This is a genomic window from Streptomyces sp. NPDC005004, from assembly GCF_053600675.1.
On sequence record NZ_JBSGAH010000012.1, the window covers coordinates 125,354 to 140,285 of the forward strand.

Below are 14,932 nucleotides of genomic sequence, written 5' to 3' on the forward strand. Positions count from 1 at the left end.
TGTCACTTGCCAACGACACCCGCCCTGTTACGGACGGAACCGATCCGGTGCAGCTCACACCGCGTGGAGCTGGGCAACGATCGCCTCGGTCGCCGTCTGCCAGGCACGTACCTGGGCGATGCTCGGTCCGAGTTCGTCGTGGTGGTACTTGCACCCCGTGCTGAGCCGGTTCCACAGGGCGTCGACGCTCCGGGCGAGCTCCGGTCCCGCGAAGTGGCGCAGGCAGAGCCGCTTCGCCCGCATGCTGCGCAGGTCGCCCAGAGCGGTTTCCTCAACCGTGAGGACGGCGTTCACGGTGGCCTCGAGCGCGATGCGCAGCGCGTACGCGGCGCCGCGGGCGCGGCCCGCCGGGGTCAGCGGGCCGCCCAGCCGCTCGGCGAGGAGGTCGTCCGCGATCGCGAGGAGGCCGGCGATCGTGTCGCTGTGGGAGTGGGTGGCGGTCATCAGACGTTCACCTCCGGCTTGCGGAGCATGCGGGCGAGGGTCTCGACCTTCCGGACGAAGGCGACCGCGTCGTACGGCAGGAATCCGCCGGGATGGGCGCCCCGCTGGCACTGCTGGACCAGGGTCACGCTCTCGTTGCCGTAGTGGTGACGGAGACGGACCTTGACCTCCTCGTCGGGATGGACGACGCTGTCGTCGAAGAGGGCGAAGGACGCGAGCGGGATCAGCCGGTCGGTCGCGTCGATGGCGGCCTGGAGGCTGTCGGCGGACTGCCCGGTGCGATTACGGCGGAGCCACGCCGCTTCGACGATGGCCTTCGCCAGGGCCTCGCGGCACAGCGACGGCAGGACGTTGCTCAGGGCCGCCTCGGGGCAGTCGCGGGTCTTCGCGAGCGCCATCGCGTCGTCGATGGCCTCCTGGACCGGATCGGTGTCGGAGTCGACCCGCACCTGGGACCTGCCACCCCGCTCCACCTTCAGGACGGTCACGTCCAGCCCCTGGCTGCGGAAGGCGTGCGGGAGCCGGGTGTCGTGGGTGAAGACGACGACCTGCCGGTCACGGCCGAGTTCGTCCAGCACCTGCGCGAGGCCGTCGACCTTCGCGGGGTCCATGGACTGCACCGGGTCGTCGATGACGACGAAGCCGAACGGGCTGTCGGCCGTGGCGGCGCGGGGCAGGAACAGGGACAGGGCGAGCGAGTGCAGTTCGCCCTGACTCATGACGCCGAGCGCCGAAGCCTCGGCATCATCGACGGTGACGTCCATCATCAGCTTGCGCACGGTGGCCCTCTCGGTGCCGTGCAGGCTGACCTTCTTCAGGTCAACGCTGCTCTGCTGGCGGAGCCTCTCCCAGATGCGCTGCGTGTGATCGGCGAAGGCGTCGACGCGCAGATTACGGACCTCGGTCGTCAGGTTCTTGATCCAGTTGTGGGCGCTGGTGATCTCCTTCTTGCGCGGCTTGGCGGCCTCGGCCTCCCGGGAGAGCTTCGTCCACTCGGCGAGCAGGTCGACCACCTCGCGCCAGCGCTCGTCCATGGCGGCCAGCTCCTCGCGTGCCACCCTGGCCACGACCCCGCAGGCGTCCGTCAGCGTCACCGCCGCCTTGAACGCGCGGTCGGCGAGCTCGGCGGGCTCGGTGATCCGGCGGCAGTCACCCCAGGCCTGCCACGGCTCGGCGAGCACCGCCGGGAACTGTTGCGGCACATGGATCAGATCGTGCAGGGCACGCATCGCCGACCGCAGCCGCGCCTCGGCCTGGCGCACCTCCTCGGCCTCCTGCCGGAGCGCGGCGATCTCCACCTCGGCACGTGCGGCCCACGCGCGGTCCAGCGCCTGTTCCATGCCGCAGACCGGGCAGGCCGTGTCGTCGGCGTGCATGTCGCTGTGCCGGAGGGCCGCCTGGAGCAGCTCGGCCCTGCTGTGGGCGTCCGCCGCGGCGGACCCCTTCAGGTCCCCGAGGTCGGCCGCGGCCCGCTGCAAAGCGTCGACGGCATCGCCCACCAGGTCGAGGTCGGGCCCCTGAGCGGCGGCCTCCAGACGCGCTTCACGCAGCCGGCCCTCGTCGGCCGTGGGCACTCCGGCGATCAGGTCGTCGAGCGTGGCGTAGTCGGGACCGGGCCGCGCATCCATCGCCAGGATGGCCTTGACCGCCCGGTCGTCGTGCCCGACCGCCTCCAGCGCCGCGTGCAGAAGCGGCTTCTTCTCCTTCTCCGCCTTCTGCACGGCGTCCAGTTCCTTCTTCGCCTCCGCCAGGTGCCGCGCGGCGGCGTTGAGGGGGTCGAGTCCGAGGATCGCGGCGACGTTGTCGTACATCTCCGCCGGCTTGCCGTTGATCAGGTTGCCCAGGTCGACGTACGACAGGAACGGGCGGTAGTCGCGGGTCGCGCCGTTCCATCCCGTCTCTTCCAGGGGGGCGGTGCCGTGTCCCGGCCGCTTCAACGACGCCTTGGAGTCGGTGAAGGTGTCACCGGCCCAGATCCGGGTGAGGGTGCTCGGGGACGGGTCGCCGTCGATGCTCAACTTGGCTTCGATGACGGTCTGTTCGCCATGGTGCAGGTTGCGCCAGCGAACGGCGCGACTCGCGTTCTGCCCGGAGCAGTGGGCGTTGCTCCCGGTGAACAGGGTCTCGATGCCCTCGGCGAAACTGGACTTGCCGGAGCCGTTGCGCCCCACGACGAGGGTGACTCCCGGCTTCGGCCGCAGCTTCAGCAGGGCCTTCGAACCGACCCCACGGAAGCCGGTGACGGTGATGTTGCCCAGATAGACGGGCCCCGCGGCAGCAGCCTCGGCACCGGTCTCCTGCTCGCCGAGGGCCTCGCGGACGAGGTCCTTGGCCGCCTGACCGAGCTTCACGTCGTCGGCCAGACGCGTCTCTACGAGCTCGTGCAGCGGCAGCGCGCTGCTGTGGTCCATCGCGTTCATGTGGGCGCCTCCTGCGGTTACCGCGCTGATGTGGAAGGGCAGGACGGAACCGTAGGAGGAAGCGACATTGGTTCTGACGCGAAGAGTTGATAACCCTGGTTACCAAGTTGCCTTGGGCCGCCAGCAATTGGAGTCGACCGCGTGCGGGACAGCTGCGTCCGGGGTGAGCGGCAACTCTCCCCACCCCGGGGAACAGCTCAGGGGCTGCCGAGGTCGATGACGCGAACCGGTTGCCCTTTCCGCAGGTCAGGGGCCGCGGTGGCGACGGCGAGTACGGAAGCAGGTACTCGGCCCAGACGGTCTTGCCGGGGGCACCGGCGCGGGGGTGCCAGTCCCAGCGGGTGGCCAGCCGCGATACGAGCAGCAGCCCGCGGCCCGTCTCCTCCGTCCCCGGATCGAGCCGCCGCGGTACGCGCTCGCCCCGGGTGTCACTCACCTCCACACGGACGGTACGGGTGCCGGGCACGGTGTGCAGACGGACGTGGAAGTCCCGGCCGGGAACATGGCCGTGCCGGACCGCATTGGCGGCGAGTTCGGCGACGATCGCCACGAGCGCGTCATGCGGGTCGGTCCCGTACGGGATGTCCCAGGCGTGCAGTCGGACGGCGACGAGATGGCGCGCGAGACGGGCGCCCCGGGGCGTGAAGGTGAAACGCATCTCGAACACGCGCGGCGCGAGAGCCAAGTACTGGGCGGGGTCCCCGAGATGGGCGGGGTTGGTCGTCATACCGACGACGATCTCGCCGGTGGCGTAGCGTGACCAGTGGTGACGCACCGACGCGGCCTGACTGTACGCGCGGTGTCGATACGGGTACGAGGCGCGCGGCGTGACGGGGGCTTCACGCGAAACGTTGAAGGCCGGGGAGGCGGTAATCCGATGACGGAGCAAGTGGCGGAGTCGCGGCGTTCCGACAGCGAGGGCGGAAGGCGTCCGGAGGACGGGGCCGGGCGGAACGTGGTGATCGCCTTCGGCCAGACCCTCAAGACCCTGCGGCTCCGGACGGGCATGGAGCGCGAGGAACTCGCCAAGCGGCTGGGCTACTCGGTGTCCACGATCGCGTCGTTCGAGCAGGGGCGGCGGATTCCGTCACCGCGGACCATCGATCTCGCGGATGAAGTGCTTGATGCGGGTGGATTGTTGTGCCTGTGGAAGGAGCAGGTGGAGCGGGCGCAGTATCCGGTGTTCTTCCAAGGGATGGCGGCGCTGGAGAAGGAGTGCCTTGAACTCCTCGTGTACGACACCCACATGATCAACGGCCTGCTCCAGACAGAGGAGTACATGAGGGCGCTGCTGGCCATGCGCCGACCGCCGCTGGACCCGGAAACGGTGGAACTGCGAGTGGCCGCGCGGCTGGCTCGGCAGGACATCTTCGACAGGCGCCCCAGCCCCCTGCTGGGCTTCGTGATCGACGAGGCGGTGCTGCGGCATCGGTATGGCGGCAAAGCCGTGACACGGGGGCAGCTGGAGCTCCTCTTGTCTGTCGGGCAGAAGCAGAACGTCGAGATCCAGGTCATGCCGACGGAATGCGAGGACAACGCGGGCGTGAACGGGCCGTTCACGGTCGTCACCCGCAAGGACGGCAAGAAGTTCGCGTACGCCGAGACGCACTCGACCAGCACGCTGGAAACCGACCCGGAACACACAGCTCTCGCCGCCGCCCGCTATGGGATCATCCGATCACAGGCTCTCAGCCCGAGAGAGTCGCTGAAGTTCATCGAAGGGTTGCTTGGATCGCTATGAACAACGCCGAGTCCTCGACCGCCGCTTCCGGCCTCGCCTGGTTCAAGAGCAGCTACAGCGGGACCGAGGGCGGTCAGTGTGTAGAGGTCGCACCCAGCAACGCAGTTGTGCACGTCCGGGACTCCAAGGCCGCCGCCGGACCCGTCCTCACGGTGTCCCACGCGGCGTGGGCGGGGTTCGTCGGAGCGGCCGCGCGGCAGGCGCGCGCCTGACAGGTGTACGGACAGGGGGCCGAAGCCCAGCCGACCCGTCGGACGGCAGGACTCCGGCCCCGGCACCCTCTACTGCGAAGTGGTGTCACCCGCGTCAGGCCGCTCAACGTAGTCCGTGACGAACGGCGTGCGATCTTCGACGACTTCCACGGTCACCACTCGGGGCGCCGGCTTCGTCAACTCCAAGCCGGCCAGGTGCTTCTTCAGTTTCTTGGCCATGGGACGGTAGGTCGCGAAAGTGAGCCCGCCGGAGACGACGGCGCCGACGACAGGGATTGCCTTCGAGACACTCTTCGCGAAGGTTTGCTTGGTCATCTCAACACCGAGGTAACTCGCTACCTTTTTCACGATCGGGTAGATGACGCCCTTGGTGAGTGCCTGCTTGGGCAGCTTCTTGGCGACCTCCTTCGACATCATCCCCGCGACCTTGCCCACAGCCGAGTTCGCCGACTGGGTGCCGAACATCACGCCCAGGAAGAGCGTGAGCACACCCTTGGTCGCGTCGTCGAGCTCATCGCTGTCACCGGACAGCAGGTCGGGCCAGCTGTAGAGGTAGGCGAGCTTCTGCGAGATCCGCAGCATGTGACCGAAGTACTGCGCCATGTCGGTCGGCACGGTGGCGGGAAGGAAGAACACCCCAGGTAGTCCGGCAGCCGCAGACAGAGCGCTGACCTTCGCGGTTTCGTAGTTGATGGAGTCGTTGGCGGCTTTCTCCAGAACATCGAGGGGGATACCCGCCGCCGCGGGTGTCTCCTCGATCGCTCTGCGGATGTCGTCCTCGGAGCAGTAGCGAGACAGGGCCTTCCGAAGGTACGCCTCCCTGCTGATACGTACGCCCGGCAGCCTCGCCGCTGCCAGCAGCAGGGTTGTGAAGCGCGACTCCGGATCCTCTATGTCTTTGCCTGTGGCCATGGCGAGAACCTACCTGTCCGGGAGGAACTACCTCCCTGTATCAGTCTTTTGGGCTGCGGGCGGGGCCGCTCACGCCAAGACCTGACGCCTCGGTGAGCAGCCCCTGACCGCGGGCGGAAACCGCGGACAGCTCAGTCGGCTGCCTCGCCGTTGACGGACCACTCGTTGGCGAAGTGTTCCATCTGGCGGAGGACCAGGTCGATGGCCTCCTTCTGCTGGTCCGGCGGGTAGTTGTTGCGGGCCAGGAGGCGCTTGATGGTGCTGCGCAGGCGGGCCTGGACGTTCGGGCGGGAGAGCCAGTCGGGCTTGAGCTGACGGCGGACCTCGGTGACGAGTTCGCGGGCGATGCCCGCCAGCACCTCGTCGCCCATGAGCGAGCGGGCGGTGCCGTGGTCGGCGACCGCGTCGTAGAAGGCCAGCTCGCTCCAGTTCAGCGGCGGGTCGAACTTCTCGCCGCGACGGGCGTCGGCGGCGACCTCCTTGGCCATCTCGACGAGTTTCGCGATGAGTTCGGCGCTCGTGAGCTGCTGGCGCATGTAACGCACCATCAGGTCCTGGAGGCGCTCGGAGAACGTGGTCTGCCGGACGATGTTGTGCCGGGTGACCTCGCGCATCTTCCGCTCGACCAGCCGCCGCAGTGCCTCGGCCGCGAGGTGCGGGGTCTGGCTCTGCTGGAGCTGGGTGACGAGGGCGTCACCCAGGTGGGTCAGGTCGGCTGTCTCCAGACCGGCCTCGGCGAACAGGTCCGTCACCCCGCCGGTCTCCACGACCGACGACGTCAACTGCGAGAGGTACAGCTCGACATCACGGGCCACGGGGAGGCCGCGCGCCTCGCGGTTCATCGCGTCCAGCTTGGCCATGTAGGCGCGGACTTCGACGAAGAACTGGATGTGCCGCTTCCAGGCGGGCCGGTCGGCGAACCGGTCCCCGAGCTCCTTGGAGCTGCCGGCCAGGGCCCAGAAGCGCTCCAGGCGGTAGGCGTGGTCGCGGAAGCGGCGGCCCAGGGTCTGGCGCGGATCGTCGAGCTGGTCGGGGTTGTTGCCGGGCGAGAGGGGATCGAGCAGGTAGTTGGCGGTACGCAGGGCCGCGTCGACGAACGCCTTGGGACCGGGCTTGTCGAGCAGCGGTTCCCACGCGAAGCCGCGCAGGATGCCGGTGAGCACGTCGTACTCGTTGCGCAGCTCGTCCAGTGCCCGCTCGACATCCTGGCCGAGGGTGCGGTCGCGCTGGTCGGCCTCGGTGTACTCGGCGATGGCCTTCTGGAGGTTCTCGGTGAGCGGCGCGTAGCCGACGAGGAGACCGTCCTCCTTGCCCCGGAAGCGGCGGTTGACGCGGGCCAGAGCCTGCATCAGATTGGCGCCCTTGAGCGGCCGGTCCAGGTACATGGTGTGAATCGGCGGGGCGTCGAAGCCGGTCAGCAGCATGTTGTTGACGATGAGCAGTTCGAGCTCGTCGTCGGGGTCCTTGGCCCGGTTGATGACGGCCTTGCGACGGCTGTCGGTGAGGGCGTGGGCTAGTAGTTTCTTTTTGTCCTTGCGGGAGTTCGAAGAGAAGACAATCTTCATGACGCCCTTGTCGAATTCGTCGCTGTGCCACTCGTTCCGCAGATCGCGCAGCGCGTCGTACACGCTCACGCAGATCTCACGGGTCGCGCAGACCACCATCGCCTTGCCGGGCGCGCCACCCGACTCGGAGACACCGACGAACGGTCGCATCCGCTCCCGGCGGGCCTCCCAGTGCTCCACCAGGTCGGTCGCGAGGTCCCTTATCCGGGCCGGCGCGCCGTACATGGCGTTCATGGTGGCCACGGCCTGCTCGATGCGGCGGCGCTCGGTGTCGTCGAGGCCGTCGGTGATGCGGTCGGCCTCTTCGTCGATAGTGGTCGGATCGACGTCACGGTCCAGGACGAGCTGGATGACCCGGCCTTCGTGGTAGACCTTCACGGTCGCGCCGTCGTCAGCCGCCCGCTTGAGGTCGTAGACGTCGATGTAGTCGCCGAACACCTCGCGGGTGTTGCGGTCGGCCTCCGAGATCGGCGTACCGGTGAAGGCGAGCAGCGTGGCGTGCGGGAGCGCGTCGCGCAGGTGGCGGGCCAGGCCGTTGAGGTCGTCGTAGTGGCTGCGGTGGGCCTCGTCGACGATCACGACGATGTTCCGCCGGTCCGAGAGCATCGGGTGGTCGGTGCCCGACTCCCGCTCCTCCTTGGTCTTGCCGAACTTCTGGAGCGTGGTGAAGAGGATCCCGCCCACCCTCTTCGCCGCGAGCTCCTCGCGGAGTTCGGCGCGGGTGACGACCTGCTTGGGCGTCTCCGGGAGGATCTCGCTCTCCTGGAACGTCGAGTACAGCTGGTCGTCCAGGTCCGTGCGGTCCGTGACGACCACGACGGTGGGGTTCAGCAGTGCGGGGTCCTTCATCACCATGGTGGCGGTGAAGACCATCTCCTCCGACTTGCCCGACCCCTGCGTGTGCCAGACGACACCCGCCTTCCCGTCGGTGGCGGCGGCCTTGCGTACGGCCTCGGCGGCGCGGGTCACCGCGTGGTACTGGTGCGGCTTCGCGATCCGCTTCATCTGCTTCGACGGCACGAAGTTGATGAACGAGCCGACCAGTTCGAGGAACCGCGGCTGCGTGAACAGGCCGTGGATCGCCAGGTTCTGCCCCGACTCCGCGAACCCGTCGGCGGTCAGCGGGTCGACCCGGGCGCCGAACTCGTCCGTGTTCCACGGCGCGAAGTGCTCGTACGGGGTGAAGGGGGTGCCGTACTTCGCTGTGATGCCGTCGGAGAGCAGGACGACGGCGTTGTAACGGAACGCGGTCGGCAACTCCTGCACGTACCGTGCCACTTGGGCGTGCGCCGTCTGAAGGGTCGCGTCCTCGTCGCCGGCACGCTTCAGCTCGATGACGGCAAGGGGCAGGCCGTTGACGTACAGGACGACATCGAAACGGCGGTTCTTCTCACCGTCGATGACCGTGACCTGGTTCAGGGCGCGGTAGGTGTTCGCGTCCGGGTCGGTCAGGTCGACGAGGCGGATGGTGGGGTTGTGCTCCGCGCCGAAGTTGTCGGTGTAGGTGACCGAGCGAATGCCGGCGGTGAGGTGGCGGTGGGCCGTCCGGTTCTCCTCGTACGTGTCCTGGGAGCCGGGGGTGACGGCAGCCGCCACGGCGTCCTGTACGGCGTTCGAGGGCAGCTCGGGGTTCAGCCGCTCGATCGCCTCCTGAAGGTCCGGGTAGAGGATCAGGTCCTCCCAGGACTTCCGGTGCCCGGACCCGGGCGCGAACTCGTTACCGGGGCCCGCCTGCCAGTCCAGCTCCACAAGCTCGTCCAGCGCGAGCACCTCCCAGTCGGCCTCGGTGGGGCGGCGGCGAGATCTGTCGTCGTCGTGCGTGTTCCCGTCGCGGGATGCGGTCACGTGGCGTCCTCGACAATCTTCTCGGCGTCCTTGACGCGGAGGCGGCCGGACATGAGTTGGGGGAGGAGGGTGTCGCGTAGGGTGGCGAGAGTGCGACTTTCTGCTTGCAACGACTTCATGTGTGCGAAGGAAGCCGAGGCATCCTTACCGAAGGCGGTCAGCGCATCCGCATCGGGACGGTTCACTTGATAGTTGGCAGCGTCCGTCGCACTGACTCGCTGCCGCCCGGAGGTGCCAACCATGTTGCGGATGGCGTGAGCACGGAACCTGCCATCTCGCGCCAGGAAATAGCTGAGTTCGCTGGGTACTCCAGGGAGCGAGCGCATCACGATGAACTCGGTGGAGCCCAGGCCGATCTCCCCGTCTTCCATGAAATCGACATAGCCAGTCTTGCCGTTCTCCAGACACGGGGTGATACGGGCAAGCAGGGTGTCGCCGTTCTTGAACCTTGGGCCAGACTTCGGCACCCTTCGAGTCCACGAGGGAATGGAAGCAAGATGCGTCTGCAATGCCGCCATATCCACATAGATGGGCTCTTCCGCAGGTGGCTTCCCCATCTTCGGGTTGAAGGTCACTAGGTCCGTGATCGGCACAGCCGTTTCAGGATTCGGATCCTCAGCCAGGCCCAGCTCCGCGTAACGATACTGAAGCAGCTGCTCGTAGGTGGTCGCGATGCGCTCGTTGACGGCGATCTTGGCCTCCAGAGCTCCAAGCACCGCAGCGATGGCATCTTGCTCAGCCCGTTCAGGAACTTCGATCGGAAAGGAACTAATGTAGTTCCTGTTCAACATCGGTTGAACACTGCCGGAATTAAATCCAGCCAGATCGAGGACCTGAAAGAGGTGGTAGGTGAATCTTACGTTATTGCCGCGGAAATCCGTGACATATAGCGTTGTGTTGAGCGGCCAAAAATCCTGCTCGACAAGGGTGGGTACGCCAAGGTTGGCAGCTCGACCGATCGTAATGCCAGGCCCTGACGCTTTGGGCTCGCTGTGCCATCCGGTGACACCACCACTGCCAACAACAGGAATCGGCCCAGGGACCCGTTGCCCAGAGGGAAGGTCATGTCCTCGCTGCAGATGCACGAATTCACCCAGGGTTGTGCTGACCCACTCAGACATCGACCCTCCCCAACTGCTCGCGGACCGTCTTCTCCAGCTCAGCCGACTCGTTGAACAGTCCGTAGAGCTTCTCCGCCAACTTGCTGATGCGCTCTGCGACCACCTCCGTGTCTTCTTCTTCCGCCTTGACAGCCCCTACGTACCTTCCAGGCGTCAGGCTGTACCCGTGCTCCCGCACCTTCTCCACGTTCGCCGAGAAGCAGAAGCCCGGCACATCTTCGTACGCCAGCCCCGCCTGCCGTGCCGACGCCGTGCCGCGCCACGCGTGGTAGGTGTCGGCGATCTTCTTAAGGTCGGCCTCCGGCAGGATGCGCTCCGTGCGGTCGGCCATCTCACCCATACCCCGGGCGTCGATGAACAGGATCTCGCCCCGCCGGTCGTCCAACCGCCGGGCCCCCTGCGGAGACTTGTCCTTGGACAGGAACCACAGGCATGCCGGGATCTGCGTCGTACGGAAGAGCTGCGAGGGCAGCGCAACCATGCACGCAACCAGGTCCCCCTCCACCAGCGTCTGCCGAATCTCCCCCTCGCCGCTGGACTGCGAGCTCATCGACCCGTTCGCCAGAACGATGCCCGCCGTCCCCCTCTCCCCCAGCTTCGAGATCATGTGCTGGAGCCACGCATAGTTCGCGTTGTTCTTCGGCGGAACCCCGTACTTCCAGCGCGCGTCCGACTCGTCCCGCGCCCAGTCCTTGATGTTGAACGGCGGGTTGGCCATGACGAAGTCGGCCTTGAGGTCCGGGTGTTTGTCGTCGGCGAAGGTGTCGCCCCAGCGGGCGGCGAGGTTGCCGTCGATGCCGTGGATGGCGAGGTTCATCTTGGCCAGGCGCCAGGTGCGCTCATTCAGCTCCTGGCCGTAGACCGCGATGTCGTCCTTGTGGCCGCGCCCCTGGTGCGCCTCGATGAACTTCGCCGCCTGGACGAACATGCCGCCCGAGCCACACGCCGGGTCGTACACCCGCCCCTCGTACGGCTCCAGGATCTCCACGATCAGCCGGACCACGGACTGCGGCGTGTAGAACTCGCCGCCCCGCTTGCCCTCGGCCCGCGCGAAGTTGCCGAGGAAGTACTCGTACACCTCGCCGAGCAGATCCTGCGCCGGCCGCTCTTCGCTGCCGCCGAAGCGGGCGTCACTGATGAGGTCGACGAGTTCGCCGAGGCGCTTCTGGTCGACGCGGTCCTGGTTGAAGATCTTGGGGAGGACGCCGGTGAGGGCGGCGTTCTCCCGCATGATGGCGTCCATCGCCTCGTCGAGGAGCTTGCCGACGCCCTGCGCCTTGGCCTGCGTGGCGATCCAGGACCAGCGGGCGGTCTCGGGGACCCAGAAGACGTTGGCACGGGTGTACTCGTCGCGGTCCTCGAGGAAGTCCTCCATGCGGTCCTCGGTGATGCCGTCGTCGGCGAGTTCCGCCGCCAGTTCGCGGCGGCGCTCGTCGAAGGCGTCCGAGACGTACTTCAGGAAGATCAGGCCGAGGACGAACTCCTTGTACTGGGCGGCGTCGATGGAGCCACGCAGCTTGTCGGCCGCCTTCCAGAGGATGTCCTGGATCTCCTTGGCGGTGGAGGCGCTGAACAGCTCCTCCTGATCGGCCGCCTTCTTGTTGCTGGGAGGCATGGGGTGGACGGTCTCCTTCAGTGGGTGTCGGCACCGGGGCCGGTGTCCGGGTGCGGGAAAGGCTGGATGGTGAGCGTGCCGTCGGCCATGCCTGCGGACATCACCCGGGTCAGGTCGTCGAGTGCGGCGCTCTGTTCGCGCAGCAACGCCATCCGACCCTCGATCTCGACGAGTACGGCCTCGTACCGGTCGGCCTCGGCACGGCTCAGGTCAGGGATGAGCAGGTCCTCGATCCGGCGGGAGGCGCGCACCGCCCCGCTGGTGCGGGCGTACTCCGCGGCCGCCGCACGCAGCAGCGCGGCCAGCACCCGGGGCCGTACGGGCGGATCAGCGTCCGGATGCACGCGCAGGATGCGGGCCGGGGCGGCGACCAGAGAGAGGCCTGCCGTGTCGACGTGGACGCCGAAGTGCGGGGTGGCGGTGACGACCAGGTCTCCGGGTTCGGTGAACTGGGCGTGTTCGTAAGCCGTCAGCAGGATGCCGCGGTCGATACGGCGCTCCCCGATGCGCGCGGTGCCCAGAATCTCCTCCGGGGTGATGACCACGTAGTGGCCCTCGGCGGTGAGGTGTTCGGGCGCGAAGCGGTGGCCGGGGCGGCGGCGCAGGCGACGGGCGCGGAGGAGGCGACCGACCGTGGTGCGGCGTACCGGCTCGGTCTCCGGGCGCAGGACGGCTTGCGCGTCCAGCCTGAGTGGGCTGGAGCTGCTGCGGAGTTCATCGAGACGGCGTACCAAGTCGGCGATGGCGGAAGGGCGTTCGACGACCGCCCGGGTGTAGCGGGAGGCGCGCGTGCGGTGTTGTGGGGTGAAGGGGGCACCGGGGCGCTCGTCCAGGGCCGTGCCACGGACGATGGCGGCGTGGCGGGGCTCGTGGCGCGGGTCCGGGACCCAGCCGGCCGAGCGCCAGATGGCGATGTCTTCGGCGAGAGGTTCGAGGGCGTGTTCGGTCAGGGGCCGGCCGGAGTAGTCGGCGAGGAGGACGAGGCCGGTGCGCTCGTCCTCGGGAACACGGGCGAGGACCCAGACGGCCGTGCGGTAGCCGGGGCGGAAGGTGCAGGCGCCGTCCGGGAGGCTGATCGCGGCCTTGAGCAGACCGGGTTCGAGGAAGGAGCGGCGCAAACGGTCGGCGTCGCTGTGCGGAGCGAGCGGGCCGGTGAGGACGTCGGCGGGGCCGAGGACGACGGCGGTGGAGCCGGTGTCGAGGTAGTCGGTGAGGGCGGCGACCTGGTCCAGGATGGCCTTGGGGTCGCGGGCCTCGGCCGCCTCGTACGGCAGGGCGCAGACGAGGAGGTCGGGGTAGCCCCAGTCGTCGGCGGACAGGTCGCCGCCCTGGACGACGTCCAGCCGGAACTCGTACACCCCGCGCACCAGCATTCGTCGGCGCACGAGGCGGGCGTGGGCCTCGTCGGGGTCGGCGGCGAGGTAGATGTGGCCGGATTGCTCGGGGGCCCGGTCATGGAGAGCGGCCAGGAGGTCACCGGCGCGTGCGTGCGGGACGGCGATCACGGAGCCCTCGTCGAGCGAGTCGACGCCGGAGAGGGTGGCCAGGGCGCGGACCACAGCCGGGGTGAGCTCGTCGGCGGCCATGTCGCGGGAGCCGAGGCGGTGGCGGGACTGGAGGATCCAGTCGAAGGCCTCGGCGGGGTTGTAGGCGGCATCGATCAGTTCGTCGGCGAGTTCGGCCAGGGCGGGTCCGGTGTGGTTCGGGTCGGGCAGGGCCTTCAGCTCGGCAAGAAGGAAGAGGTCTTCCGGGTCCAGCTCTGCGGCCCGCTCCAGTACGGCTTCCCAGGGGCCGTCGGCGACAGGGGCGTCCAGCTGCTGGTGCAGGCAGATCAGGGAGGTCAGCGCGCCCATCAGCACGGGCGCCGGAAGAGACGGGGTGCGCCAGGCCGCCAGGGTGTACAGGGCGAGCTCGCCACGCAGGCGGCGGGGGTCGGTGTTGCCACGGCCGGTCGAGGCGAGCCAGCCGACGACGGCCCGGGCGTCGAACAGCGGGCGTCCGTCCTCGTGGGCGAGGGGGGCGGGGAAGTCCGGGTGGCGACGGGCCCATGTGGTGGGGACCGGGCGCTTGACCTGGGCGAGAGCGGCGATCTCGGAGTATGTGATCCGCCAGGCCGGCGATTCGGGGAGGATGGCGGGGGGCTCCGGGGAGGGCGCGGACGTCACTGCCTGGCTCGTCATGGGGACGCGCTCCTCCTCTCTCTTGTTCCGGTCCGGCCGGGCCGGTGTCCGCAATCTACAGTCGATCAAGGAAATCCAACTCAATCCACTTGATAATATGGGTTATCAAGCCGTTCATGGGTTCAGATCCGACGCGGCAGGCACCTTGTGACCGCCACATCACACGATGCCGACCGGAGGATCACCGATGAGTCACACGCCCTCGATGCCGTCCAACACGCCGCAGTCGGGCGGCACCCCCGGCTGGGCCGCCGGGCCGGCCGTACCGCCGCCCGCGAACGGGATGCCGGCCGGGGCCGGACTCCCGCCTCTCGGGCAGCCGGCGCCGACGAAGCCGTCGCGCCGCAAGGCCTGGCTCACGCACGGGGCGACCGCATTCGTCGCGCTGCTGATCGGCACCGCCATCGGCGGCAACGGAAACTCCGGCGGGACGAAGAGCTCGGCCGCCCCCGCCCCGGCCGTGACCGTCACGAAGACGGCGGCCCCCTCGAAGGGCAAGCCGCAGCCCGCCGCCACCGTCACCGAGAAGGTCACGGTCAAGCCGAAGCCGGCCAAGAAGCCCGGACCGGCCACGACGGTGGACGGCGAGGGGCAGTACCTGGTCGGTGAGGACATGCAGGCCGGCACCTACAAGACCGCGGGTCCGGAGACGGGCGGCTTCGTCGACAACTGCTACTGGTCCCGCAACAAGAACGCCTCCGGAGAGTTCGACGCGATCATCGCGAACGAGAACCTCCAGGGGCAGGGCCGTGTGACGGTCAACAAGGGCGAGTACTTCGAGACCAAGGGCTGCCAGAAGTGGACCAAGGTCGGCTGACCGACCGGCGCACGCAGGAGGGGGCACAGTGGGCCCGTGTCCCCTCGGTCCACTCTCGCC

At 68.3% G+C, this 14,932-nt stretch carries 10 protein-coding genes and 1 pseudogene; 3 read left to right on the forward strand and 8 right to left on the reverse strand.

The window, feature by feature from the left end; translation table 11 throughout:
- Positions 1 to 54 precede the first annotated feature (54 nt).
- The 3 genes and pseudogenes from ACWEEU_RS19130 to ACWEEU_RS19140 form a co-directional block, all read right to left on the reverse strand.
- Positions 55 to 444: a hypothetical protein gene (locus ACWEEU_RS19130; protein WP_451733753.1), complete on the reverse strand. Its 390-nt coding sequence runs from the start codon at positions 442 to 444 to the stop codon at positions 55 to 57.
- Complete coding sequence (locus ACWEEU_RS19135) at positions 444 to 2,864, reverse strand: AAA family ATPase (protein ID WP_451733754.1); 2,421 nt, start codon at positions 2,862 to 2,864, stop codon at positions 444 to 446. Before ACWEEU_RS19135 ends, ACWEEU_RS19130 begins: the two co-directional genes overlap by 1 nt.
- A 277-nt stretch (positions 2,865 to 3,141) precedes the next feature.
- A pseudogene (locus ACWEEU_RS19140) lies at positions 3,142 to 3,591 on the reverse strand (ATP-binding protein); the annotation flags it as partial.
- 150 nt (positions 3,592 to 3,741) lie between these two features.
- On the opposite strand from ACWEEU_RS19140, the gene ACWEEU_RS19145 reads away from it, so the two are divergent.
- Positions 3,742 to 4,605 carry a helix-turn-helix domain-containing protein gene (locus ACWEEU_RS19145; protein ID WP_451733756.1) on the forward strand — a complete coding sequence of 288 codons (864 nt, stop codon included), beginning with the start codon at positions 3,742 to 3,744 and terminating at the stop codon, positions 4,603 to 4,605.
- Positions 4,602 to 4,817, forward strand: a complete 216-nt coding sequence (locus ACWEEU_RS19150) for a DUF397 domain-containing protein (RefSeq protein ID WP_451733758.1) — start codon at positions 4,602 to 4,604, stop codon at positions 4,815 to 4,817. The genes ACWEEU_RS19145 and ACWEEU_RS19150 overlap by 4 nt, the downstream gene beginning before the upstream one ends.
- A 69-nt stretch (positions 4,818 to 4,886) precedes the next feature.
- Here ACWEEU_RS19150 and ACWEEU_RS19155 read toward each other — a convergent pair whose 3' ends face one another.
- The 5 genes from ACWEEU_RS19155 to ACWEEU_RS19175 form a co-directional block, all read right to left on the reverse strand.
- Entirely contained in the window at positions 4,887 to 5,729 is an 843-nt protein-coding gene (locus ACWEEU_RS19155; RefSeq protein ID WP_451733760.1) for a hypothetical protein, read from the reverse strand.
- 131 nt (positions 5,730 to 5,860) lie between these two features.
- Entirely contained in the window at positions 5,861 to 9,139 is a 3,279-nt protein-coding gene (locus tag ACWEEU_RS19160) for a type I restriction endonuclease subunit R (protein ID WP_451733762.1), read from the reverse strand.
- Positions 9,136 to 10,260: a restriction endonuclease subunit S gene (locus tag ACWEEU_RS19165; protein ID WP_451733764.1), complete on the reverse strand. Its 1,125-nt coding sequence runs from the start codon at positions 10,258 to 10,260 to the stop codon at positions 9,136 to 9,138. The genes ACWEEU_RS19160 and ACWEEU_RS19165 overlap by 4 nt, the downstream gene beginning before the upstream one ends.
- Positions 10,253 to 11,875, reverse strand: a complete 1,623-nt coding sequence (locus tag ACWEEU_RS19170; protein WP_451733766.1) for a class I SAM-dependent DNA methyltransferase — start codon at positions 11,873 to 11,875, stop codon at positions 10,253 to 10,255. The genes ACWEEU_RS19165 and ACWEEU_RS19170 overlap by 8 nt, the downstream gene beginning before the upstream one ends.
- 17 nt (positions 11,876 to 11,892) lie before the next feature.
- Positions 11,893 to 14,055: a hypothetical protein gene (locus ACWEEU_RS19175; protein ID WP_451733768.1), complete on the reverse strand. Its 2,163-nt coding sequence runs from the start codon at positions 14,053 to 14,055 to the stop codon at positions 11,893 to 11,895.
- A 187-nt stretch (positions 14,056 to 14,242) separates the two neighbouring features.
- Here ACWEEU_RS19175 and ACWEEU_RS19180 point away from each other — a divergent pair, with 187 nt between their 5' ends.
- Positions 14,243 to 14,872, forward strand: a complete 630-nt coding sequence (locus ACWEEU_RS19180; RefSeq protein ID WP_451733770.1) for a hypothetical protein — start codon at positions 14,243 to 14,245, stop codon at positions 14,870 to 14,872.
- The last annotated feature ends 60 nt before the right edge of the window (positions 14,873 to 14,932 follow it).